30 protein-coding genes are annotated in these 20,989 nt (G+C 67.8%); 2 read left to right on the plus strand and 28 right to left on the minus strand.

The features are described 5' to 3' along the window. Window positions 1-3: 3 nt before the first annotated feature. The 20 genes from ADK55_RS28950 to ADK55_RS29035 all read right to left on the minus strand — a co-directional run bounded on the left by ADK55_RS28950 (window position 4) and on the right by ADK55_RS29035 (window position 16,464). Window positions 4-3,360 carry a phage tail tape measure protein gene (locus ADK55_RS28950; RefSeq protein WP_053682761.1) on the minus strand — a complete coding sequence of 1,119 codons (3,357 nt, stop codon included), beginning with the start codon at window positions 3,358-3,360 and terminating at the stop codon, window positions 4-6. Between the two features lie 30 nt (window positions 3,361-3,390). Then, window positions 3,391-3,723, minus strand: coding sequence for a DUF5361 domain-containing protein (locus tag ADK55_RS28955; RefSeq protein ID WP_053682762.1), 333 nt, complete (start codon window positions 3,721-3,723; stop codon window positions 3,391-3,393). 80 nt (window positions 3,724-3,803) lie between these two features. Continuing rightward, window positions 3,804-4,145, minus strand: a complete 342-nt coding sequence (locus tag ADK55_RS28960) for a hypothetical protein (RefSeq protein ID WP_053682763.1) — start codon at window positions 4,143-4,145, stop codon at window positions 3,804-3,806. Between the two features lies 1 nt (window position 4,146). Next, complete coding sequence (locus ADK55_RS28965; protein WP_053682764.1) at window positions 4,147-4,497, minus strand: hypothetical protein; 351 nt, start codon at window positions 4,495-4,497, stop codon at window positions 4,147-4,149. Window positions 4,498-4,585: 88 nt separating this feature from the next. Further along, a complete protein-coding gene (locus ADK55_RS28970; RefSeq protein WP_053682787.1) occupies window positions 4,586-5,353 on the minus strand; it encodes an Ig-like domain-containing protein in 768 nt (255 codons plus the stop codon). Window positions 5,354-5,403: 50 nt separating this feature from the next. Further along, window positions 5,404-5,844, minus strand: a complete 441-nt coding sequence (locus ADK55_RS28975; RefSeq protein WP_053682765.1) for a hypothetical protein — start codon at window positions 5,842-5,844, stop codon at window positions 5,404-5,406. Next, entirely contained in the window at window positions 5,841-6,128 is a 288-nt protein-coding gene (locus ADK55_RS28980; RefSeq protein WP_053682766.1) for a hypothetical protein, read from the minus strand. Before ADK55_RS28980 ends, ADK55_RS28975 begins: the two co-directional genes overlap by 4 nt. A gap of 18 nt (window positions 6,129-6,146) precedes the next feature. Further along, window positions 6,147-6,275 (minus strand): hypothetical protein, encoded by a 129-nt coding sequence (locus ADK55_RS40570; protein WP_267887366.1) that lies wholly within the window; start codon window positions 6,273-6,275, stop codon window positions 6,147-6,149. A gap of 8 nt (window positions 6,276-6,283) precedes the next feature. Continuing rightward, window positions 6,284-6,625 carry a hypothetical protein gene (locus ADK55_RS28985; RefSeq protein WP_159041588.1) on the minus strand — a complete coding sequence of 114 codons (342 nt, stop codon included), beginning with the start codon at window positions 6,623-6,625 and terminating at the stop codon, window positions 6,284-6,286. Next, the gene (locus tag ADK55_RS28990) at window positions 6,622-7,164 is read right to left on the minus strand and encodes a hypothetical protein (RefSeq protein ID WP_053682768.1); all 543 of its coding nucleotides are present in this window, start codon (window positions 7,162-7,164) and stop codon (window positions 6,622-6,624) included. The genes ADK55_RS28985 and ADK55_RS28990 overlap by 4 nt, the downstream gene beginning before the upstream one ends. Then, window positions 7,154-7,381, minus strand: coding sequence for a hypothetical protein (locus tag ADK55_RS28995; protein ID WP_053682769.1), 228 nt, complete (start codon window positions 7,379-7,381; stop codon window positions 7,154-7,156). Before ADK55_RS28995 ends, ADK55_RS28990 begins: the two co-directional genes overlap by 11 nt. Before the next feature lie 116 nt (window positions 7,382-7,497). Then, window positions 7,498-7,710: a hypothetical protein gene (locus tag ADK55_RS29000; RefSeq protein WP_053682770.1), complete on the minus strand. Its 213-nt coding sequence runs from the start codon at window positions 7,708-7,710 to the stop codon at window positions 7,498-7,500. A 12-nt stretch (window positions 7,711-7,722) separates the two neighbouring features. Continuing rightward, complete coding sequence (locus ADK55_RS29005) at window positions 7,723-9,042, minus strand: phage major capsid protein (protein WP_053682771.1); 1,320 nt, start codon at window positions 9,040-9,042, stop codon at window positions 7,723-7,725. A 15-nt stretch (window positions 9,043-9,057) separates the two neighbouring features. Continuing rightward, the gene (locus ADK55_RS29010) at window positions 9,058-10,338 is read right to left on the minus strand and encodes an HK97 family phage prohead protease (RefSeq protein WP_234350296.1); all 1,281 of its coding nucleotides are present in this window, start codon (window positions 10,336-10,338) and stop codon (window positions 9,058-9,060) included. A gap of 4 nt (window positions 10,339-10,342) precedes the next feature. Beyond that, window positions 10,343-12,271 (minus strand): phage portal protein, encoded by a 1,929-nt coding sequence (locus ADK55_RS29015; RefSeq protein WP_053682772.1) that lies wholly within the window; start codon window positions 12,269-12,271, stop codon window positions 10,343-10,345. Then, entirely contained in the window at window positions 12,271-12,498 is a 228-nt protein-coding gene (locus ADK55_RS29020; protein WP_053682773.1) for a hypothetical protein, read from the minus strand. The genes ADK55_RS29015 and ADK55_RS29020 overlap by 1 nt, the downstream gene beginning before the upstream one ends. A gap of 21 nt (window positions 12,499-12,519) precedes the next feature. After that, complete coding sequence (locus ADK55_RS29025; RefSeq protein ID WP_053682774.1) at window positions 12,520-14,268, minus strand: terminase large subunit; 1,749 nt, start codon at window positions 14,266-14,268, stop codon at window positions 12,520-12,522. After that, the gene (locus ADK55_RS29030) at window positions 14,240-14,719 is read right to left on the minus strand and encodes a phage terminase small subunit P27 family (protein ID WP_053682775.1); all 480 of its coding nucleotides are present in this window, start codon (window positions 14,717-14,719) and stop codon (window positions 14,240-14,242) included. The genes ADK55_RS29025 and ADK55_RS29030 overlap by 29 nt, the downstream gene beginning before the upstream one ends. Before the next feature lie 266 nt (window positions 14,720-14,985). After that, window positions 14,986-15,342: an HNH endonuclease gene (locus ADK55_RS41070; protein WP_078999531.1), complete on the minus strand. Its 357-nt coding sequence runs from the start codon at window positions 15,340-15,342 to the stop codon at window positions 14,986-14,988. Window positions 15,343-15,681: 339 nt separating this feature from the next. Beyond that, window positions 15,682-16,464: a hypothetical protein gene (locus ADK55_RS29035; RefSeq protein WP_053682776.1), complete on the minus strand. Its 783-nt coding sequence runs from the start codon at window positions 16,462-16,464 to the stop codon at window positions 15,682-15,684. Between the two features lie 76 nt (window positions 16,465-16,540). Here ADK55_RS29035 and ADK55_RS29040 point away from each other — a divergent pair, with 76 nt between their 5' ends. After that, on the plus strand, window positions 16,541-17,086 hold the full coding sequence (locus tag ADK55_RS29040) for a hypothetical protein (protein ID WP_159041589.1): 546 nt from the start codon (window positions 16,541-16,543) through the stop codon (window positions 17,084-17,086). Window positions 17,087-17,123: 37 nt separating this feature from the next. On the opposite strand, the gene ADK55_RS29045 is transcribed toward ADK55_RS29040, so the two are convergent. The 5 genes from ADK55_RS29045 to ADK55_RS29065 form a co-directional block, all read right to left on the minus strand. Then, on the minus strand, window positions 17,124-17,570 hold the full coding sequence (locus ADK55_RS29045) for a hypothetical protein (RefSeq protein WP_053682778.1): 447 nt from the start codon (window positions 17,568-17,570) through the stop codon (window positions 17,124-17,126). Between the two features lie 37 nt (window positions 17,571-17,607). Further along, complete coding sequence (locus tag ADK55_RS29050; RefSeq protein ID WP_053682779.1) at window positions 17,608-17,982, minus strand: hypothetical protein; 375 nt, start codon at window positions 17,980-17,982, stop codon at window positions 17,608-17,610. Between the two features lie 67 nt (window positions 17,983-18,049). Beyond that, window positions 18,050-19,180, minus strand: a complete 1,131-nt coding sequence (locus ADK55_RS29055; protein ID WP_053682780.1) for a hypothetical protein — start codon at window positions 19,178-19,180, stop codon at window positions 18,050-18,052. Window positions 19,181-19,188: 8 nt separating this feature from the next. Next, window positions 19,189-19,383, minus strand: coding sequence for a MerR family transcriptional regulator (locus ADK55_RS29060; protein WP_159041590.1), 195 nt, complete (start codon window positions 19,381-19,383; stop codon window positions 19,189-19,191). A 159-nt stretch (window positions 19,384-19,542) separates the two neighbouring features. Continuing rightward, window positions 19,543-19,887, minus strand: coding sequence for a hypothetical protein (locus ADK55_RS29065; protein WP_053682782.1), 345 nt, complete (start codon window positions 19,885-19,887; stop codon window positions 19,543-19,545). A gap of 66 nt (window positions 19,888-19,953) precedes the next feature. On the opposite strand from ADK55_RS29065, the gene ADK55_RS29070 reads away from it, so the two are divergent. Beyond that, a complete protein-coding gene (locus tag ADK55_RS29070) occupies window positions 19,954-20,154 on the plus strand; it encodes a hypothetical protein (protein WP_053682783.1) in 201 nt (66 codons plus the stop codon). 1 nt (window position 20,155) lies between these two features. Here the strand turns inward: ADK55_RS29070 and ADK55_RS29075 are convergent, their stop codons facing one another. From ADK55_RS29075 to ADK55_RS29080, 3 genes are all read right to left on the minus strand, one after another. Beyond that, window positions 20,156-20,359 (minus strand): hypothetical protein, encoded by a 204-nt coding sequence (locus ADK55_RS29075; protein ID WP_053682784.1) that lies wholly within the window; start codon window positions 20,357-20,359, stop codon window positions 20,156-20,158. A gap of 105 nt (window positions 20,360-20,464) precedes the next feature. After that, window positions 20,465-20,611 (minus strand): hypothetical protein, encoded by a 147-nt coding sequence (locus tag ADK55_RS38865; protein ID WP_159041591.1) that lies wholly within the window; start codon window positions 20,609-20,611, stop codon window positions 20,465-20,467. 9 nt (window positions 20,612-20,620) lie between these two features. Next, window positions 20,621-20,989, minus strand: a 369-nt coding sequence (locus ADK55_RS29080; protein WP_159041592.1) for a hypothetical protein, incomplete at its 5' end; no start/stop codon positions are given.

The following is a 20,989-nucleotide window of genomic DNA, read 5'->3' on the forward strand; positions in this document are numbered from 1 at the left end:
TCGCTACACCCCGTTTCGTCCGGCCCGTGTCGCCTGCAGCTGCTGGCGACCGATGTCGATGATTCGGCGGTCGGCTCGGCCGTCGACATAGGCGCGGAGCGTCGGTCCGTCCTGGACCACCAGCGTCACCTCCTGCCCGGGGGCGAAGCCGCCGCCTGCCGCGAGCGACGAGACGGCCTGCCATTGCGGTCCGGTGAGGATGGCCTCAGGGCGCCCAGTTCGGTTGACTGCGGCGGTGACGCCTGGCTGGAGCCAGCCACCGGAGTCGTATCCGCCCGCGCGGTCGTAGGCTGCGGGGAGGCTGTGGTAGCGCCCGAGCGCGTAGGACATAGAGGCGTATATGTTGGCCAACGGGTCCCAAATTCCCCTCGAATGGAGGGGGCCCGCATAGGCGTCGAACGTAGGGTCGATGACTTGCATCAACCCCTTTGAGGGCACACCGTTCTTCGCGTTGATGTCCCAGTTGTTGATCGCCCTCGGGTTGCCACCGGACTCCTGGTTCATTCGGCGAAGGGTGGTGGCGAGCATGCTGGCAGGCTGACCTATGAGCTGGAGCGCCTGCAGTACGACGGGCGTCCAGCGCTGTACGCCGGATCCGCCGATGTCGCCGCCACCGAAGTTGCCGATGAGCCCGGTGATCTTCTCCTTGAGGGAGGAGAGTATCTTGGTGGGGATACCGGCGATGAGCTTGCCCCAGCCGGTGCCGGAGATGCTGGCGATCTTGTCGCGGATGAATCCGGTGGCCGCCTGCCACGCCTTTCCCGGGTTGGTGATCAGGTCGGCCATGTCGCCGAAGAAGTCACCGACCGAGCTGACCTTGTCCTTCGCCCAGCCGATGACGCCGCCGTCCTTGTATCCCGGCAGCGCCCCGTACCGGTTGATGTACTCCAGGGTTCCGTAGCCGACCTTGCGTGCCGAGTCCCGCTTGACCATGAACTCGTCGGCCATCGCGAGGAGCGGAATGGAGTCCTTGCCGGGCGTGCCGCCGCGCGTGCGCCCACCGTCTTTGAACTTGACGAGAGGAAGCGGGTCGGCTCCCGTCACCTCGCTGACGGCCCCCCAGACTTTTCGGATTCCATTGTTATACACCGTGTCAACTATGAACTGAACAGGCTTTCGAGTGATGTCCTTCAGCTTGTTCCAGATCATCTCGATGCCGGCGACGCCCGCGCGGAAACTCGTGTGAACGGCGTCGACACCCCGCTTCAGGCCGTCAAACGCAGGCTTGATCCAGTTGTTCCACACCCAGCGGATCGCGTCGCCGATGCCATCCCAGGCCGGCTTGATGGCGTTCGTCCATAGCCACATGGCGGCGATGCCGAGGCCCTTCAAGCCGAAGACGAAGGCATCGACGAGCGGCTTGACCGCATTCCTCCACATCCACTCGGCGCCGGCCGCGATGCCCTTGAAGGCGGGCTGGATGGCCGCCTTCCAGAGCCACGTGGCGATCAGGCCGAGGCCCTTGATACCGAAGACGAAAGCGTCGAACAGGGGCTTGATGACGGTTTCCCACATCCAGACCGCGGCTGCCGCGATGCCCTCGAACGCGGGTTTGATCGCCACCTTCCAGAGCCACATCGCCAGTGCGCCGAAAAGCTTGAAGATGAAGAACATCGGCAAGAACACCAAGGTCAGGACGATCGTCAGCAGCACCTGGGCCGCCGCGCCGATGCCGCTGAACACCGGCTCAAGGATCGTCTTCCACAGCCATGTCGCCGCGTCGCCGACTGCACGGAGCCCGACCATGAAGCCGTCGATGAGCGGCTTGATGCCCTTCTCCCACACCCAGATGGCGGCCGTCTGGATTCCCTGCCAGACCGCCGCCACGACGGCACGGAAAGTTTCCGACTTCTTGTAGGCGATGACGAGCGCGGCGGCCAGGGCGACCAGCGCGATCACCACGAGAGTGATCGGGTTGAGTGCCATGACCGCGTTGAGGAGCGCCTGCACTGCAGTAAATCCGGACGTCACCGCAGTGCCGAGCAGGATGGCCGCGCGGTAGATCGAGAAGACCGCGGTGACGGCGCCGATCGCAATCGCCTGCGCGTTCAGCGCGAGGGTCAGGCCGCCGACGAGGATGGCCGCCGGGATCAGCCAGACGCCCCACTCCCGCAGCCAGTTGACGACCGCCGTGCCCGCGGCGTAGAGGTCCCGCAGGGCAGGCATGAGCACGGCCGCGACCGCACTGGCCACGGCACGGATGGGGGGCAGCAGATCCGAGTTGAAAGCCTTCGCCACCCGCAGCACCAAGGGCAGGACCTCGGCGGTGATGTAGTCGACAAACCCCTGCTTGATCGTGCGGACGAATACCTCGAACTCGTGGGCCGGACCGCTGTGGATCGTCGTGCCGAGCTCGGCTGCCGCGCCTGTGATCTTCCCGAATCCGTCGATCGCGCCATTCGGGTCGAGCGCGAACAGCGCGTTACCGAGATCCTCCGCCTGCGTGCCGAAGAGACCGACCGCAGCGGCATTGCGATCCACCGGGTCCTTGATCTCACGCAGCTTGTCGAGGACCGTCTGCAGTCCCTCACCTGCGACGTCGCCGCCCTTGGCGATCTGCAAGGACATCTTCTCGGCGTCCAGGCCGATGGCTTTGTACGCCTCCTGAGAGGACTCCGACATGTCGATCGCGCGGATGCCGAATTCTTTGAATGCGTCCGCGATGATGTCGGTGTCACGGGCACCTGCGGCGATGCCCTGCTGGAACAGACCGAGGGCTTCCTCGCCGTCAATGCCCAGCTTCTTGAACTGGATCGAGTACTCCTGGAACGTCTCCAGGAGATCCTCGGCATTCGGCCCGAGTTTCTGGAATCCGACCGTGATCAGGTCGAGGGCAGCCTCGGCATTCGGGGCCAGGCCGTTCTTGAACATCGCCGAGACGGCCTGCGTCTGCAGCTCCATGTCGGCGCCGAAGACCGTCGCGACGTCGCTCATCTTCGCGGACAGGGATTCCAGCTGGGCGTTCGTGGCGTCCGGCGGCACGAGGCCCGCGTTCACCACGGCACGGATGGCGTCCGCGCCTTCCTGGAACGACTCGGTAATGCCCTTGCTGTACAGCTTCCCTGCGATCTCGCCGTACCGGCCGGCGTCCTTGCCGGTCGCACCGAGCTGGGCCTGCAGGGTGGAGGTGATGTTGGCCTGCTCGATCGCCTCGGTGATGCCCGCGACGAGGATCGCGCCCGCCGCGACACCGGCCGCAGCAACGCCGACGAGCAACTTCTCCTTGAGGCTGCTACCGGCCGCAGCGCCGGCGTCTTCGCCCGCGTCCTCGGCCGGCCCTTCCAACTGGCTGCGCAACTCGTTGGCGATGCCGCGCACGGAGGGGATGATCTGGATGGTTGCGTAGCCCACGTTCGGCACGGGAGGCCACCCCCTTCGCGACGGATTGGGTCAGGCGATGCGGCCCTCGGCGATGGCCTGCTGACGTTCGCGCCTGCGCTCGCGCGCGGCATCCAGGCGATCGACCCGGGCGGCCTTGGCCTCCTCGGGCTTCGTGGGGTTCAGCCACCAGCGGGGATAGGGCTTGGGCCGCTTGGGCTCCTTGGCCTTCTCCGGCGTGTTCACGCACTGAAGCGTCCATGTGAGCTGACGGACCGCGTCGTACACGTCGGCCAACAGGATCTGCTCGCCGGTCGGTTCAAGCCTGCCGCCGTTGAGGGCAGTGCGGACTCGGGACTGTGGCGACAGGCCGTGGACGTAGACAGCGAGCTCACGCCAGGTCATGTCCCCGGTGTGCAGATCTCGGAGGCGGACGCCGTACTCGCTGCGCAGGTCCGCCTCGAGGGCGCGGGAGTGCCTCCGGGTCAGGAACCGGAGGCTTCGGATTCCCCCGGCTCCAGCCCGCAGTGCTTCCGGTAGGCGGTGAAGAGGGCCTTCATCTTGTACTGCGGGAAACTCAGCTTGCGGAACTCGGGCCACTGGTCACCGAGGGAGTTCTGGAAGACTCCGATCATGGCCTTGAGTTGGCCGCCCTCTGCGGCTTCGACCAGGTCCCAGATGTCCAGGCCTTCGATGTGGGCGAACTCCCAGCGACGACCCTGGAAGTGAACGCGGAAGGGGTCGAGTGCGACCTCGGATTCGACGGTGTCGAGGTTGAAGTCGAACGGCTGGTCGTCAGGAGTGGTCTTCGCGGTTCGGGCGGTCATGTCACTGCTCGCTTTCGGGTCGCGGTTCGGGGCGGATGACCTGCACGTTCGCGGCCATCAGGGTCAGGCGGACGGTGCTCACCCCGTCAGGATTGAGGCCGATGTCCATGGGTTGCGCGGCGACCAGCCAGGGGAACGGGTTGCCGTCGACGAGGATCAGGCCGCCGGGTTGAATGACGATCTCCTGGGCCAGCTCGGGCTCCGCACCAGAGACCTTCTGCTGGCGGTCCACTTCGACCAGAGTGGCGAGGACGCGGCTACGCAGGTTCCGCGGCAGCTCGTCGGAATCGCCGATCAGGTGCAGGCGCACGGCCTGCTCATGGATCTCCTGGTCGGTGTACTTGATCGGCACGGCTCTCCTGTCGCGGTTCGACGGTTCGCGGTTCGAGTGGTGCACCGGGGCGCGGCCGAACCGCGACAGAAGGACCGCGCCCCGGCGATCAGGAGGTGACCGTGACGGCGCAGGTGTCTGTCGCGCCGAGGTAGGAGGCGGTCACCGTGGAGGAGCCGGGGTCGACACCCGTGACGTAGCCAGCGGCCACGGTCGCCTTGGCGGGCGCCGACGACGTCCACGTGGCGAGGGCGGTGACGTCGGCAGTGGTCGCGTCGTCGTAGGTTGCCGTGGCCACCAGCGACTTGATCTCTCCGTCGGCCACGGACAGGGTCGTGGGGATGGAGATGGAGACGAGTGTCGGCGTGGTCTGCTTCTCGAAGAGGACGCCGTCGCCGGTCGGGTAGATGGTGCCCACGAACGTCATGCTCTCGAGGTCGGTTTCGTTCTCGCCGTGGTCTCCGTCGAGGCTGACCTCGGCGTAGTTCGCGGTTTTGAGCCGGCGGACCTTGTCGCCCTCGCGGACCTCGAAGACGATGAGCACCTTGGCCGGGCGCGGCACCTTGATCTGCGTGGCTGTCGAGCCGGGCCACAGCAGCGAGTAGGTGGTGTCGTTGTCCTCGAGCGCGGTGAAGCTCTTGGTCAGTTTGAAGTGGTTGCGGCTGGTCTTGACGAGGATGCCGCCCCAGGCGAACTTGTCGTCGGTGTCCTCGTCGCGGGACTCGGGGAATCCGTCGTCTCCGTCGAGGAGGCCGACGAGATCCCAGTCCACGCCAAGCGGAGTGTTCGCGTTGGCGGGCAGGGTCGCGGAGAGGTTGGTTGAGATGTAGACGTCCGCGTCCGTCCACAGATTTGCCTTCAGCGGGTCGCCGGCCACGGCGTCCTCCTTCATTGGGTAAGGGGTTGTCGTCGCAGTTCGGCGGCGGGTCAGGCGCTGAGCACCTGCGGTTTGACGTTGGCGAGGACGGTGAACGTCGAGAGGTCGATCCCGGAGGCGGCGCGTTCGGCACCCTCGTCGACGGCGGGGATCGGGCCGGTGCCAGGGCGGACGCCCCGGATGACGGGCCCGGAGTGCACCAGGAGCAGGCCCTGGCAGAGCATCGCCAGGTCGTGCGCCTGGTCCGGGTCTTGGTGCCACACGGTGACGCGCAGCGTGCAACGCGCGTTGGCCATTGAGGAGTGCGGGAAGTCGGCGTCCTTGCGGACCATGACGTAGGGCAGGTGCGGGGTCTCCGGCGACCGGTCGCCCGGAACCCGGGTGCCGACCGTGACGTCGTCCGTGTACGGCTCCGACCTGCTGGCGAGGGCCGCCCGCAGCACGGTCGCCCCTGCGGCCTGCACGTCCCCGAAGACGACGAGCGGCTTCACTGCTGCCAGGCCTTGACTTCGAGGCCGGCCGCTGCCGCCGCCCGGGTGAGGACCCCGTCGCGCGCCTGCCACACCATGCCGCGGATGTCGAGGATGGTGATCGACGCGGCGCCTCGGTCCGTGCGGTATTTGCGGAAGCTGACTGGTGTATTGGGGGGGAGGGCGCCCGTTACACGCGCGAGGATGTCCTCGCCCGCCCCATCGACCAGGAGGCGGACATCCTCGCCCCGAAGGAGCTCCCGGATCCCGGCCGAGTCGAGCTGTAGATCAAGCAGGCGACCCATGGCTCTCCCATCTCCGCGTCAGGATTCGTCAGTCAGCGCGCGCCACTGGGCAATCGTGAGCACGGGTTCGGGCTCACCTGTTTGATTGGCGGTCTCCACCCAGCGGGGCTGAAGAAAGCCGCCGTCGTTCCAGGGGTCATCGGACACAGCGACTCCTATCCCGTCGAACGCTTCATCTCGAACTCGACATGGTGAACGGCGTTGACGAAGAGAGCGGGCCAGCGGGCGACTTCGCCGTCGACTTCGAGAGTCATGCCGTCCCACTCGATGCGGTCGTCCGCGCGAATGTCGGGGTTGGTTCCCTCGGCGGACTGGACGTGCCAGCCGGTGACCTTCGCCGCCCGAGTCTCATCGTGAGACTCCTGCTGGATGCTGGGCTGGATGTTGACCTGGGCGACGAGCAGGCGGGTGGCGGTCGACCAGTCCGGCACGGTGTTGCCGCCGCGGTCCGGGCGCGTACCCGCGCGCACCCGGACCAGCGACTGGTTGAACATCACGTGTCGCTCCCGGTCTGGACTTCGTAGCGCTCGACGGCCTTCGTCCATGCGGTGGTGACCCCAGGCTCGAAGACGACCGACTGGCCGCCGACTGCTTGGGACTTCACTCCCGGCTGGGAAGAGAAGATGGCGCGCGCCTGCTCGATGACCACATCCGATATCCCGGGTGGGATCGCAGACCATCCGTGGCTGTAAGTGACTTCGAGGCAGCGCAGCTTGTCGGGCCACACCTGGCAGCCGAGCCGACGCAGGATGCCCGCCTCGGACCAGGCGTAGTCCGTCCCCTCCACCAGCTCCTCGCCGTCCAGCACCACCGACGCGACCGCCGTCGTCGGCCACACCGGCAGCAGAACCGAGGATCGGCCGTTCCCGTCGAGGGCGATCTCGTCGTCCTCGACCAGGTCGACAACGTGGCCGACCGCATCCCGAAACCTGCGCGACGCGGACCGCAGGGCGGACAGGAGGCGCACGTCATTCGCGGGCAGGCCGAGCCAGTTCGCCAGCTCCTGCGGGTCGGCCAGGAATGCGTCAGTCGACACCACCCGCACCGCCCTTGCCGCGAGGCGCGCGCGCCTTGTTGGCCGACGCGGTGCGGGCCTTGTTCTGGTCAGGCTCCGCAGCCTTCTCGCCGCTGCCAGACTCCACGAGATCCTCGTCGGTCAGGCCGTAGCGTTCGGCGTCCGCGTCGTTGAGCTTCAGGACAGTCTCGTGACCGGCGCCGTTCGCGTACCGGTACCGCTTCAGGGGCCCGCTCACCGCAGCCACCTCCTCAATGTTCGAGTCGACAGGGACAGACGTGGAGGGCGGGCCGCACGCCGCATGCTCGGCGCCGCACGGACACCGCCCTCTCGCCGTCTGCCGGGTGAACAGGCTCACGACGCGAGCTGGCCCGACGTTCGTAGCGCCGCGAGCAGCGCGTTGACCTTGGTGCGCAGCGCGAGATAGTCCGCACGCAGCGCGTCGTACTCGGCCTTCGTGGGGTTGGCGCCGGCGGCGACCACGGAAGTGGCTGCCGCGGCATCGGCGACTGCGGCCGTCTGCTTGCCCTCGCGGGCCGCTCCGGCACCTGCGTTCAGGTACGCCATGACGTGCCCTCCTTACGCGGTCAGGTCGATCTCGACGAAGGCGTTGGGCTGCAGGACGCCGAACGCGGCACGCATCTCGGCGAGGATCGCGACGAGGTTGCGGACGAAGAAGTCGGCGTGCGAGTCGGTCATCTGGATCGACGCCTGTTCGCGGTCCCACAGGACCGCCTTGCGGAAGTCGCCGACGTAGCCGGTACCCGCAGGGACGGCCTCGGTCTCGATGACCGGCAGACCCCAGAGGACGGATGCCGAGCCGACACCCTGCGGGCCGCCGAAGTAGAACCGGCCCTCGTTGTCCTGGAGCAGGTCGATCGTTTCCAGGTCGGCGGGGTTGAGGAGGTAGGCGTTGGCGATGGAGCGGCCGACTGTGCGGACCTTCGTCTTTGCCTTGCGGGCGGTCGTCAGGGCGTTGGTGTCCCACGCCTGGGCCTGCACTCCGGACACGTTGCCGAGGCCCTCGAAGTTCTCGCCGGTCCCGTCGCCGGAGATCATCTGATCCTCGAGTTCCTCCTCGAGGCCGTACCGCAGGAACGCGTCGATGAGGGTCCGGATCTGCGCCGCGTCCGACAGGGCGCGCTTGGTGACCGGGATCCAGTGCGCGATCGTGCGCACGGGCGTGGTCACCTTCGCCGCGGCCAGCGCGCTCTCCGGCTTATAGCCGCCACCCGCGTTGTTGACGAGGGCGCCCGGCACGGAAGCCGGGGCGGTCGGGGCAGCCGACGATGTGGCTTCCGCCACGGGCGCCGCGTTGTTGGTGGTCGACGTCATCCGCACGTACTCGACCGTGTCGCTGGTCGTGGTGCCGTTGGTCACCACGTCGCGCAGGCGCAGCGGTCGCTGGAAGGAGTCCAGGGCGACCTGCAGGCCGCGCATGTCGTTGGTGACGAAAGCGCCGGCAGAGGTGTCGGACAGGCCGGTGACGAGGCTCTTGTACCCGACGGGCAGGGACTGGACGCGCTGCTTGGCGCCGAACTGGCCGTTCGCGGTGGTGCCCATGAGGGCCGCGTACTCAGACGACTTGACGAAGTGTTCGCCGAGCGAGGTCTTCTCGTCGGGCACGATCAGACCGCTGGGGGTCCGTCGTTCTCCGGACTTCTCGTTGAGGGCGATGTCGTCGCCGAGGCCGGCGAGCGCGGAAAGGATCTCGGCGTCGCCCTTCGCCTTCTTCAGCTCGGCGCTTCCCTCGGTGGCCTTAGCCATGTGCTCGTTGATCGCCGTGCGTTCATCGTCGTGAAAGTCTCGGTCCTCGGCTTCCGCCTTCGCGGCGATGGCGCGGGCCTCGGTCAGGTGGTGCTTGATCTGAGCGGTGAGCTCGTCAACCTTGATCGGCATGTCTCCTCGTTCCGGTTAAGCGCCCAGCTCGATCAGGTCGAGATCCAGGCGAGTAAGCAGGCGGGAGGCGGCGGCACCGACCTTGGCGGCATCCTCGATGGATGCTTCGCGGGGGTCCGGCGTGGACTCTTCCTCTGTGCTGCTGGGGGTGGGTTCAGCCTTGAGCTCCTGGGCGGGCGGGCTTTCCGGCTGCGGCGACTGGGTGTCGTCGGTCGCGGGGGTTGCCGGCTGGCCGGGCTCTTCGGTCTTGCTCTTCTCGGGCGTTGCCGCCGCGAGTACCTCGCCGATGGCGGCGTGCGCCTTGGAGAGGGAGTCATAGTTGGCCTGGCTGAGAACGCGGCCAGCCTTCGCGCCGCGTGCCAGGCCGTGGGCCTTCGCTGCCAGGAGTTCGGTCTCCTGATTCGCCCCGACCAGGCAGGGCCCGACCTCGTGGACTTTGAGGCGGCGGAGTTCGTAGTAACCGCCGTACTTGTGGTTCTCGTCCTCGACCCAGGCGCCCTCTTGGACGTCGTAGGCGAAACTGAACTGAGTGACTCGGCGGCCCTTCAGCAGGCGGTACACCTGGGCCGATGTCGGGTTGGTGTCGAGGTCATCGATCTGCCCGGTGACCTCGAGGCCGTGCAGCGTCTCAACGGCCTTGACGACGGTGCCGACGTGCGCGAACGGATCACCCCAGGCGTGGGACCAGATGACAGGGATCGGATCGCCCTTCGAAGCCCAGTCAGAGAGGGTCTCCGTGAACGCCCCCGGGCGGACGACATCACCGACGCTGTCCTCGTTGCCGAACACGGAGACCAGCGCGACGAACTGCCCTTCGGCCAATCCGTCTGCGGCGCCGGCCGCCTTCACCTTGGCTGCAAAGTCCTTGGTCTGCACCGCTGTCCTCCTCTTGGAATCGGTCAGCGGTGGGCTGTCGTACCACTGCCGGATAGCATCCGCGGTTCCGTCGGGTCGTCCGTCGGCCTCGGCTCGCGCCAGACATTCCTCGACGCCCGGATCCAGGAGGACCAGTTCGGCGCCGGCGCTGTGGTACAGGTCGAGCTGTCCCGGCCACGGGTTGGTGTGGATGATCCATCCGTCGGTGTCAACGCCGCCCAGCACCTTCGCAATCGCGGCCTTACGCGCGGCGAACGCGACCTGCCGGATCGCATCCGGGGCCGCGTGCGCGCGCGAGGAGCCGAGCGCCTGGGCCATGAGGTCGAAGTCGATGACGACGTCGTCCGGCCCGCGCTGCTCGGCGATGTACGTGCTCTTGCCCGCGCAGGGCGGGCCCACGACCACGGTGATGGAAGACACAGCCTCACCTCCCGTAGTCCAGGCGGCACTTGCAGTTCACGAACTCGGCGGCCCTGGCCATGCCGTCACCGGGCCACCGGCAGCCGTTGCCGAAGACGTCGCCCAGCGACACGGTCTCCCCGTCGAGGGCCTTGTGCGTGACCCGCGGTTTGTTGCCGCCGGTGCGCCAGGTCTTCTTGCCGAGCCCGGTCGCGCCGGCCGCGTCCTGCCCGCCGAAGGACCGAAGCTCCGTCGAGACCGTGCCGCCGCGGAGAGTCGCCGCGGTAACCCAGCTCGCCGCGGCCACGGTCAGTGCGGCCTGCCAGCCGTCGCCGCCCTCCTCCTGGACCTTGGCCACCGCCTCCGCGCCGGCGTCCTCGTGTGCGGTGGCATGGGACTCGGCGGCAGCCAGGATCCAGGCGAGCATCACGTCCGGCGTCCAGCCGGAGGCGTCCGGGTTGTGCTTGTCGAGCACCTCCCAGGCGCCGACCTGCGCGAGGGTGTAGCCGTGCGAGGCGAGCAGCGCCGTCAGCTGGGCGAGCCGGTCATCCTTGCCCGCGGCCCACAGGGACACGAGGTCCGGCATGCCGTCCGCCTTCGCGCCCGACGCCTTCAGCAGCTGCTTTGCCTGCGTCTCGGACCAGGCCTCCAGGGCCGCGATGAGGGAATCCCGCTCCGCGTCGAAGTCGCCGAGGTCAGGCCTGGTGCTGCTCTTCGTGAGCGCCAGGCCGCGCGCTTTTGGGAGCGCCGCCGGGTCGGGGGCGGAGTCCCGTGGGGAGGCTTGGCCGCCCTCGGTCACGTTCATCGGGGTGATCAGCTCATCGGCGCCCTCGATGGACGGCAGGTTGATCCGGGCGCGCCCCTCGTTACGGGTCATCACTGGGCCGCCGACCATGGTCGACATTGCCGCTGCCTGCTCCTCGAACGAGCCCTTCATTTTCTCTGCGATGTTGAACTCGCAGTAGACGTCCGAGTTGTCGCCCGGCAGGTCAGGCAGGATCTGGGCGCCGATCTCCTGCTGCAGCATCACCATCCATGGACCAAGGGTGTCCTGGTACAGGTGGGAGTGCTGCTCACGGATGTTCGAGTAGGTCGCGTGATCGAGAATCCCGATCAGCGGCGGGGGGATGTGATAGGCCGCGCTGACCTCCTCGCGCGTCAACTTTCGCGACTCGATGTACTGGGCCTGCTCGGGGTTGAAGCCGACCTTCTCGTAGGTCATGCCGTCCTCGAGGATCGGCGTGCCACCCTCGGCACCGCCGCCCTGGCTGAACGTCTGCCACATCTCCCGGAAGCGCTGCTTCTCCTTGGTGCCCCACTCGGGCGCGTCGGCTGGGCGCTGCAGGACACCCGTCAGGCGGGCGCCGCCCTTCCACATCTGCTGCCGCTGGCGTGCTGCTTCGGACGATTCGAGGAGAAGCTCGCGCAGCGACTCGATCGGCGAGGAGCCCACGGTCAAGTTGTCGGGCGAGTAGCCGTGGATGTGGATCACGTCCTCGACTGCGAAGTCCTTGCCACCCGCGGTCTCGTAGTGGGAGGGCCGGATCCAGTTCCCGCCGTAGGGGCGGATCAAGGAAGGCGGCACGGGCAGGATCTGCAGCTTGCCGTTCAGCTTGAGCTTGATGCCGTACCAGGAGTCGTACACCGCAATGTCCGACACCCACCGCTCAACAAACCGATAGCTCGTCATGCCGGGCATAGGGGACGCCAGCAGCTGCGCCAGCGGATGAGTCGTGAGGCGTTCGCGGTCCGTGTCACTCACCCGGCGGAACGTATGGATCCCTAGCTGGGCGATGTTCCGAGCAAGGAAGCTGACCACCGTGCGGACCTGCGGCTGGGTGCGCCAGATCGTCTCGTACTCCCACGGAGCCGCCGGCAGGGGCATCGCCGCGTAGCCGGGGGTGACTCCGGCGCCGGTGATCGCGAGCTGGCCGGAGGAAACCACGAACGCCATCAGCCACCGCCCGCCGTCGCCGCCAGCACCTGGGTGAACTGGACCTGGTGGCGCTCGATGACGACCTCGCCGTCCATGGGCTGCGGCGCCCGGCCGGGCTCCAGGAGCTCGGCGTCCCGCAGGACCAGAAGCGGGCCGCGCTGCGCCCACAGGATCCCCCGGAACGCCTTGTCCGCCAGGTTGACGATGACCCTCTTGCGCACCGCGGTGCGACGCCAGGCGAACATGCGGCCCCCTGTCTCCGGCCGCTAAACGACCATGATCTCTTCGTCGTCCGCGTAGCGGGACTTCCGCCGCGGGGGCCGGGCGACGACCTCGGCCATTGCCGTGGCCAGCGCCGACACGCCATCGATCTTGTCGCCGGAGTTCGCCTTGTCCGGCTTCACGTTGCCTGCCGGGTCCATGGCCACCGCAAGGTTGTCGACGCACCAGCGGACGACCGGGTGACCGCCGTGCCGGAGCGCCGGCACTTCCGCAGTGCCCTGCAGCGTCAGGCGCTGGATCTCCTTCAGGACCGGGCTCATGGTCGCGAAGCCCTGCCGGACCTTGACCATCGGCGCCCGCTCGCTGACCAAGTCGTTCGTCAACTGCGAAGCGTTCCACGGGTCATAGCCGATGCTCTTCACCTTGAAGAAGTCCCGGTCACGCCGGACCTGCTCCTTGATCCAGTCGTAGTCCGCGACGTTCCCCGGCGTCGCCGTGAGGAACCCCTGCCGCACCCACTTCGACGCAGCACCCGCGGTCCGCTTGTCCAGCGCACGGAGGTTGTCCTCCGGCGTCCAGAATCGGAACACGGCGTCCAGGGTGCCGGTCTCGTCGTCGGGGAACAGCCAGCACAGCGCACACAGGTCCGACGTGCTCGCGAGGTCCAGGCCGCCATACGCCGCACGCCCTTCGAGCTTCCGCTCGTCAACCATCGACGCGTTTCGGTCCCAAGCGTCCAGCCGCAGGAACTTGGTCTCCTGCTTCGTCCTGAGCCCAAGGTGCAGGCGCTGGAACTTGGCCATGTCCGCCGGAGACTGCTTGGCCTCATCCGATCGCGCGCGCATGTACGCGCGGGTCGGGCTGACGCCGTAGCCCGGGTTGGCCTTGCGCCATACGTCCTCGCTGTGCGGATCGTCATCCTTCTCCGCAGCCCAGATCACGCCATAGACCGTGTGAGCGGTGAACACCCGACGAGCGAGCTGCTCGACGCGGCCACGCTTACGGTCGTAGATCGACTCACGCTTGCCGCTGTCCGCCGTCGTGATGATGACGATCAGCGGCTGGGTCCGTGAGCCGGTACCCGTCTCGATGGTCTCGACGAGCTCCGGATCCTTGTGAATGTGCAGCTCGTCGATGATCGCCCCATGGAGGTTCGCTCCATGCTGGGCGTCCGCGACGGAGGCCACGCACTCGAAGTAGGACCCGCTCCTCGGGTGAACGATCTTCTTCTTCAGGGGCTGGACTCGCCCCTTCAAGGCTGGCGCCTTCTCCGCCAACTGCTTGATCGGGGCAAAGACGAAGCCAGCCTGACGCTCGTTGGTGGCCGCAGCGACGACCTGTCCACCCTGCTCGCCGTCAGCGCAGGTGAGGTATAGGGCAATGCCGCCGGACAGGGTGCTCTTGCCGTTCTTGCGGGGGATGTCGACGTACAGCTCCCGCACCACGCGCACGTTCGCGTTCGCGTCCTCATCCCAGTAGACCCAGCCGAACACGGGGGCCAAGACGTAGGCGACCTGCCACGGGTCGGGCTTGAGCGGCCGGCCGGCCCACTGGCCCTGAGTGTGGCGGAGCAGGTTGAAGGAGTGGATCACCTTGTCCACGCGGTCCGGGTCGAAGACCGCGCCCGGGGCCTCGCCGGGGCTGGGGGTCTGGATGAGCGGCGGGCAGTCCGGCAGCGCCATGCCCCGACTGAGCATGTACCAGGCGACCTCGGGCGAGATCTTCAGGCGCTCCAGTTCGGCGGACTCGGGAAGCTCGACGTCGTCAGAACGGGTTGTCGTCGTCCTCGCCATCGTCGGCCCCCTTCGACAGGGCCTGCTCGCTCGAGGGGCTCAGGCCGAATTGGGCAGCGAAGCCGCGGAGTTCGCGGCCGGCTCGACTGGCGATGGCGACCGCAGGGTGGGCGACCGTGCGGCTGGTCTCTGCGCCTGACCTGCTCACGCTCACGACCTCCATTGTGATCCCTTCCGCCGTGACCATGCGGGTCGCCGCCACGAACGAGGACCAGGTCTCGCAGTAGGCGGCGAGGACCGCGCGGTCTTCCTCCTTGAGGAGGTCGAGGCGCTGCAGCCCTGGCACTACCCGCTTCCACTCGGCCCGCGCCTCCGGGCTGAGCCAGCTCGGGGGGTTGGGGGCGATGCGACGGAAGGCCGGCGGGGCGGGGACGACCCGGCCGCCCGAGTCCCGGCCGTCGGCCCTGCCCTTGATCAGCTTGAGGGCTGCAGGCTGGGCGGTGCGTGGCATGGTCGCCCCCTTCCGGAGAAGCCGCAGGTCAGAGGCCTGCCGGCCGATCGGCCCGTCCGGGTTGTCCCGAGTTGGCCATTCTGAGCGTGCGTCTAGTTCAGCAACCGCGTCGCTGTCCTAGCGATCTTGGTCCGTGATCTCGACTCCCCTACCCCCCGCCGGCACCACAAACGTGCAGGTCAGAGGCTTGCCAGCCGATCATGAGCCACGAAGCCCCAGATCAGCCCAGGTCAGAGCCCTGAGAGCCCCTCAGAGGCTCGCCGGCCTCACGCAGTGAGCCCTGGACCGCCCGGACGCGTGCGCCGGCGCCTGTCCTGGTCGCTCTTGATCACGTGACAGGCCTTGCAGAGCACTTGGACGTTGGCTGCATCCCACTTCGAGCCCTGCTCGGACAGAGGGACGATGTGATCAACCTCAAGATCACGTTCAGCACCGCACCATCGACACTGAGGCTCTGCCTCAAGCCTCTGAGCCCTGAACACGCGCCACTTGCGCGTGCTGCCTGAGCCCCAAGCCTTGGACTTGCCTGCCCATGCCTTGCGTTGGTGTGCCTCGCACCTACCTTGCGTGGTGAGCTCCTGGCACTCCGGATCCCCACACCTCGTGGGGGGTGACGTCGGCATGCCCTCCCCCCCCTCTCCCCTGCATGCCCCCTGGGCATCCCTGGGGGGGGGTAGGTCAGTACACCCGGAGGGACCCTGCCGGCTGGGTGGGCACCTCTGCCCCTGCCTGGAAGCTGATCCACACCCAGTACGTGCCCTGGGGTAGCTCTACATGGCCTGGTCCGAGCAGTACGCGCGCGTACCCTGCCTCCCATTCGCCCTCACGCCAGTCCCCGTCGTCCGGGTTGGCCTCGGTGGGCATGAAGGCGAGCTGGGGAGGCTCTGCGAGGTCGACTGGGTCGCCTGTGATGGCTGCTGTGGCTGTCACTGCGATGCGGAGGTACTCGCATGACGTCTGGGCTATCTCGATGGCCTGCTCACCTCCCAGCGTCGCGGCATCAGGCCGGCGTGCCAGCGGGCGAAGGGTTCGCCTACGGTCACATCGACGTTGACGCCTCTCTGGACAGTCGCCCCGACGAGCTCCAGGGCCTGTTCGGCCTCTGTCGCGCGACCCAAGGAGGCCTTCTTGATGACTCCGAGGGTCCGCGCGGTCTCCTGCGTGCCCGCGGGCACGAGAACGGCCGTCGTGGAGCCCTTGAGGGCCTGCGCGGCCTCCGTGGATGCCGCGGAGGTCGTCTCGCGGGCCTTCCGACCTGCGAATGGCCCTGCCCCATCGGCCTCTTCGGCCCTGCTGAGCGTAGCGCCGCCTGGAGTGGCGAACATGAGCGCCTGGTCGGTCTCCAGGGCCGCCCCGAGGGCCGCGGAGGCCCTTCCGGTGACCGGTTGGGCCGTCTCGACGCTCCCAGAGGCTCCGACGGCCGTCGCCTTCGCTCGGGCGAGCCCTTGCGCGGTCTCCGCGGTGCCGGCGTAGCCCAACGAGCCCGTTTTGGAGGCCCCGAAGGGCCGCGCGGCGTCGATCTCCTGGCCCGTAGCCGCAGCGACTCGCTTGGAGGCTGCCAAGGCCTGCGCGGAGTCGCTTTCCGACCCTGCGGTGAGGCTGCGGAGCTTCGCGCCGGTAAGCGGTCGCCCCGAGTCGGCCTCTGCGCCCGTTCCGAGGGTCGTGCGCTTCCCTGGGGCGAGCCCTTGGGCTGCGTCGGCCTCCGCACCGCCAGTGAGGGCCGTGACGGTCGGTCCGGGCTTCACGGACAGCGTCCAGGCGGAGCCCAAAGCGCTCTGATCGGCAGTCCAGACGCGGGATCCGATGGTCCCGGAGACCGTTGTGTCGGAGTCGCCCCAGGCGCCCGAACAGGACCCGGAGCCGGAGGTGGTGAAGGCCTGCGCCTGCCTGGTCTGGCCCGCAGGGGCCGTCCAGGAGGACGTCTGCGGTGTTGCTGCTCCGCGCGAGTCCCAGACGATGCTGACCTCGCGGACCGTACTGGCCGGCGAGGCGGAGGGCGTCGTCTTCGTGGTCGCGGACAACGACGTGTTCGTGGTGGCCGCCACCGGTGCGCTCTGGTCGACGCCGCGGACGGAACCGAGCAGCAGAACCTGCCTGATCGCCCCCGTATTCGGGGTGACCGTGATGGTGGCCCCGAGGTCGCCGGACGCGGCGATCCTCCACCAGACCTGGCTCATGTGCCCGGACTGCATGGCCGTACCGAGGCTGGTCCAGCCGGCCGCTCCGCCTGAGATGGCGAAGGTACGGCTGCCGGAGGGCATGACGCACGCGACGAGCAGTAGGTCGCCGACGATGACCGATCCGTCGTTCGGGACGGTGACCGCGGCACTGTTGCTGCTGGAGAGGGTGACCTGGGAGGCGAGGTGAACGAGTCGTCCGATGGCCATCAGGCCCTCCTCGCCGGTCAGGCGCTGGAGCTGGCCCGAACGAAGTCGCTGATCGTCAGGGTGAAGTCGTTGCCGTCTGGCGTCCAGGTCACGTCGTGCTTGGTGAGCGGGATCAGGTCGGCGTCGGTGCCGCCGGTGGTGTCGGGGTCGTAGCAGATGACCACGGCGCCGATGGCGTTGCCGGTGGGTGCGGTCCAGGTGACGTCCGCTGCGTCGATGTCGACTCGGTCGTTGGTGTCGTTCACGGTGACGGTGACCGACGCCAGCGTCTTCCTGCCCACGGTGGTCTGCTCGTTGGACGCGCCAGCCAGGAGGTCGGACAGGTTGTCGTAGTCCCGCATGGTCGAGTCGCCGACAAGTCCGGTCGACTCCAACGCGACCATGATCAGCGCGTCGTTGGTGGCGGGGAGGGATGCGTAGTGAGCGACCCGTCCGAGGGCCACGTTGAAGACGATGTTGGCCACGGCGGGGCCTCCTGATCGGGAAGCCCCGCAGTGGAGGCTATTCGGGGCGGGTGACGGCCTCGTTGACGAGGGTCGCGAAGATCCTGGCCTGCGGCTCTTTGTTGGCGGCGACGGGCTGGACGAGGACTTCGCCGTTGGCGCCTTCGATGGTGATGAAGAGCTTCGTCATGTCCTTCTTCAGGAACAGCGCGAAGATCCCGGTAAGCGCAACTCGGGTGGCGGTGATGCGGGCCTTGGCCTCTTCGCCGCGTTCCAGCGTGACCTTCGCGCCCTCGACGGGGACGTCGGTCTGATTCGGCGACCTGAACTTCCCGCCGAACATGGTGACTCCGGCTGCCGCTGCGGCGCCTCGGATCTTGCTGTTCCGGGCTGCTGCGGCCTTCTCTTCTGGCGTCTTCTTGCTGCCGAACATGGGACGTCCCTTGGTCGCGGTTCTGGACGCCCCATGCTGCTGGAAGGCCGAATGCCTGTCACCGGTTCTACGTGATTCCGTCCCGGTCGTCCCGGTGGCTGATGCGGATGGAGGACGCGTAGGCGCCCTGCAGATCGAGGAACGCGGCCTTCGTCCGCCTGCTGGCGACGGTCCGCGCGCATTGGTCGTAGACGATGGCCTGCCGGGATGGCGGGTCGGTCTGCGTGACCCTGTGCCGGCCGGTGAGCTGGCAGCCCTGGTAGCGGACGCCGCCGGGGTTGAAGTACCGGTGCGGGGCGTAGCTGTCGGCCGCGGACTGCGGCTGGTAAGCCCAGGCGTCATCCAAGCAGCTCAGGAAGGTGATCTGCCCCTTCCAAGCGCTTTCGATGACCAAGTTCATCGGCTTACGCGGCTCGAAGCGGACGCCCTCGACGAGCAGGGACTGGACGCTGTCCGCGTGCGGTGTTGGCGGTGCCGGGAAGTTGAAGAACCTGCTCGGGCCGCCGTCGGGCCGGACGCCCTTGATGATCCAGGAGCCGCCGGAGACAACGATGCTGCCGCCGCGGTCGAACCTGAGAGCGTCGCCGTACTCGAATTCGACCTTGCAGTCCCGCAGGGAGAAGTTGAGGAACTGGTCCTGCTGCTTGATGGTCGGCGTCATGCCGGACCACAGCCAGGCGACGTCGTAGGACCCGTTGATGTGGCAGTGGTCGAAGTACCACTCGCTGTTGCAGTTCGACTTGTCGGGCGGCCCGTCGAGCCCGATGCCGTACCGCCACGTCCCGCGCCACTCGCAGTTGGTGAAGCCCCAGTCCTGCGCGCCGCCGGTCGAGCTGCTGTACAGGAAGCTGGCCTTCGGGTTCGTCGACCGGAACGAGCAGTCGTAGAAGCGGACGCCCATCGCGGTGTCGGGGTTCGTGAAGAGCGGCTCGGCTCCGGTCATGACGATCTCGGAGGTCCGCTTCCCGGCGCCACGGACGGTAATGCCCTGGGTGCGGCTGGCCGCTGCGAACGAAATGGCGCCGCTGACCGTGTACTGCCCGGACAGTTCGATGATGACGGGAGTCTGCAGGCGGTCGCCGCCGGGGTCGCGCCGGGACCGCTTGGCGATCTCCGCGAACAGGCGTCGGAACGCCTCGGTGCTGTCCGCGGCGCCCACGGTCGCCCCGTAGTCCTCGGGCCGGAGGATCGTTGTCACGGCTCCTCCTATGCTGCTTGGCGGTTGAGGATGCGCTTGGCTCGCTCACGGACGGCGAATTCGACGTCGGCGATCTGCTGCTGCCTGTAGATGCGGCGCCCGTGTTCGTCGCGGCGGGGGTCGGTGAGGAGGCCTCGCCGCTCCCAGCTGTAGATGGTGTCGACTCGCCGGCCGGTGAACGCGGCGGCTTCACGGACGGTCATCCAGATCACGCCTTCGACTTCGCGTCCGAGAGTCACGGGCTCACCCCCTGGAACGCGAAAACCCCGCTCGGTGGCGGGGTCGTTTGGGCGCACTGATGGTGCTGTTGCTGATTGTGCATAGAAAGATCGCCCTTGTCCAGCACGGGAAGGCCGGGGGGCTTACTGCAGGCCGATCCGTTCGCCATCCCAGATCAGGGTCTGCCCTGGTTGTACGACAAGGTCGGGGTGCCCTGGCTGGCTGATGCGGAGCCCCATGCCGCCAAGGAGGCTGTCGGGCTGCCAGGTTCCGCCGTGGCGGGCAAGCCAGGAGTTCAGGTCTCCCGGTGAGTCGGCGAGTCGGAACTGGTGGGCGTTCGCATCCGGGTCCTGCCGGTTGGCGGCAAGTTCCAGTGCCCGCTGGCGATCACGTTCGGCTGCCTTGTTGGGCTGCGGGCATTGAATGGCGATCCAGGCGAACGCGACTGCGGGAACTCCCGCTGCGGCAGCGATGATCACGTTGTTCATGATGCCTCCTGGTGGCTTCGGCCAGTTTGCGCCTCCGCGGCGGTCCACGTCGACCAGACTGGCCCGGTGACGTATCGCTTCGGTGTGCTGGCGGATTCGGCGGAGTCCTGCGCGGAGGGTCTGGCTGTGCTGGCCCGCCTGGCCGAGTTGGGGGTGGCGGTCGAGGTGTCGCAGCCGCCGGCGCAGGTGGGCGGGGCGCGGTGGATCGCTCGGGTGGTGCCCACGACGCAGGCCCCCGCGGATGGCGAGGGCCTGGTCGAGCGGTAGGTCAGTTCAGCTTTGTGGCTTTGGCGGAGACGATCCGTCCGCCCTTCATGTCGGGCCGCTGGGTGACGATCAGGTCCATCACGCCTTCCACGACGACCGCTTCGGTGACCTTCTTGCCGTAGGGGGAGGCGACGTCGATGCGGTCTTTGTATTCGGCGTACTGGCCTCGGTGTTCGATGCGGACGTTCGCAAACCAGGTGCTCATGATGTGTGGCCTTTCGTCAGCGGGTAATGGGTCAAGGCTGTCGGTGATGGTGTTCCGGGTCGTCACTCTCAGCACGGGAGGGCTGTGGCGTGGGTCACCCACCGGCTAGTCCTCGCAGTCGCAGTAGTCGTCGAGCTGCTGGCAGTCCGGGCAGCGCGGGCAGTCGCAGCCGCACGCGCAGTCGGCGTGCTCGGGTCCGGCGCTGCGGCAGTAGCAGTCGTTCTCGCCGCAGGGCTGGTTGTCGTCGTTCATGTGGCTCTCCTACTGCTTGTTGATCGTCTTGGCGAACAGGCCGCGGGTCTGGGTGCTGACAGTGTGGTGCTGCTGACTGACAGGCCCGCTGTAGTAGTTGTGTTGCTCGACGGGCGCCACCTCCTTGGCGCGGGCCAGGAGTCGGGCCACGGCCAGGATGGGCACGGCGATGACGGCGGGTGCCGCGCAGACCATGGCAATGACGGTGGGGTTGGCGTAGTCGGATGCGACGAGCAGCCCGATGGCGATGAGTCCGGGGGGCACTGTGGCGGCTCCGGCGGCCAGCATGACCGCGCTGGCGTCCGTGGCGCGCTGGCTCATCGGGGGGCGGCCGGGCTGGGCGACGGGCGGGGTGGGGCCGACTGTGGGGATCGGGGT

Origin of the sequence: Streptomyces sp. WM4235, assembly GCF_001279725.1 — a bacterium.
In the GTDB taxonomy this organism is placed as follows: Bacteria; Actinomycetota; Actinomycetes; order Streptomycetales; family Streptomycetaceae; genus Streptomyces.

Coding starts and splice junctions, on each gene's coding strand:
- ADK55_RS29020 (WP_053682773.1), bottom strand. CDS start 12,498: ATGTTCGCCTGGCGTCGCACCGCGGTGCGCAAGAGGGTCATCGTCAAC.
- ADK55_RS29060 (WP_159041590.1), bottom strand. CDS start 19,383: ATGACCGTCCGTGAAGCCGCCGCGTTCACCGGCCGGCGAGTCGACACC.
- ADK55_RS38865 (WP_159041591.1), bottom strand. CDS start 20,611: ATGAACGACGACAACCAGCCCTGCGGCGAGAACGACTGCTACTGCCGC.
- ADK55_RS28955 (WP_053682762.1), bottom strand. CDS start 3,723: ATGACCTGGCGTGAGCTCGCTGTCTACGTCCACGGCCTGTCGCCACAG.
- ADK55_RS29030 (WP_053682775.1), bottom strand. CDS start 14,719: ATGCCACGCACCGCCCAGCCTGCAGCCCTCAAGCTGATCAAGGGCAGG.
- ADK55_RS29015 (WP_053682772.1), bottom strand. CDS start 12,271: ATGGCGTTCGTGGTTTCCTCCGGCCAGCTCGCGATCACCGGCGCCGGA.
- ADK55_RS29005 (WP_053682771.1), bottom strand. CDS start 9,042: ATGCCGATCAAGGTTGACGAGCTCACCGCTCAGATCAAGCACCACCTG.
- ADK55_RS29025 (WP_053682774.1), bottom strand. CDS start 14,268: ATGGCGAGGACGACGACAACCCGTTCTGACGACGTCGAGCTTCCCGAG.
- ADK55_RS29075 (WP_053682784.1), bottom strand. CDS start 20,359: ATGAGCACCTGGTTTGCGAACGTCCGCATCGAACACCGAGGCCAGTAC.
- ADK55_RS29000 (WP_053682770.1), bottom strand. CDS start 7,710: ATGGCGTACCTGAACGCAGGTGCCGGAGCGGCCCGCGAGGGCAAGCAG.
- ADK55_RS41070 (WP_078999531.1), bottom strand. CDS start 15,342: ATGCCGACGTCACCCCCCACGAGGTGTGGGGATCCGGAGTGCCAGGAG.
- ADK55_RS28960 (WP_053682763.1), bottom strand. CDS start 4,145: ATGACCGCCCGAACCGCGAAGACCACTCCTGACGACCAGCCGTTCGAC.
- ADK55_RS28980 (WP_053682766.1), bottom strand. CDS start 6,128: ATGGGTCGCCTGCTTGATCTACAGCTCGACTCGGCCGGGATCCGGGAG.
- ADK55_RS29050 (WP_053682779.1), bottom strand. CDS start 17,982: ATGTTCGGCAGCAAGAAGACGCCAGAAGAGAAGGCCGCAGCAGCCCGG.
- ADK55_RS29065 (WP_053682782.1), bottom strand. CDS start 19,887: ATGAACAACGTGATCATCGCTGCCGCAGCGGGAGTTCCCGCAGTCGCG.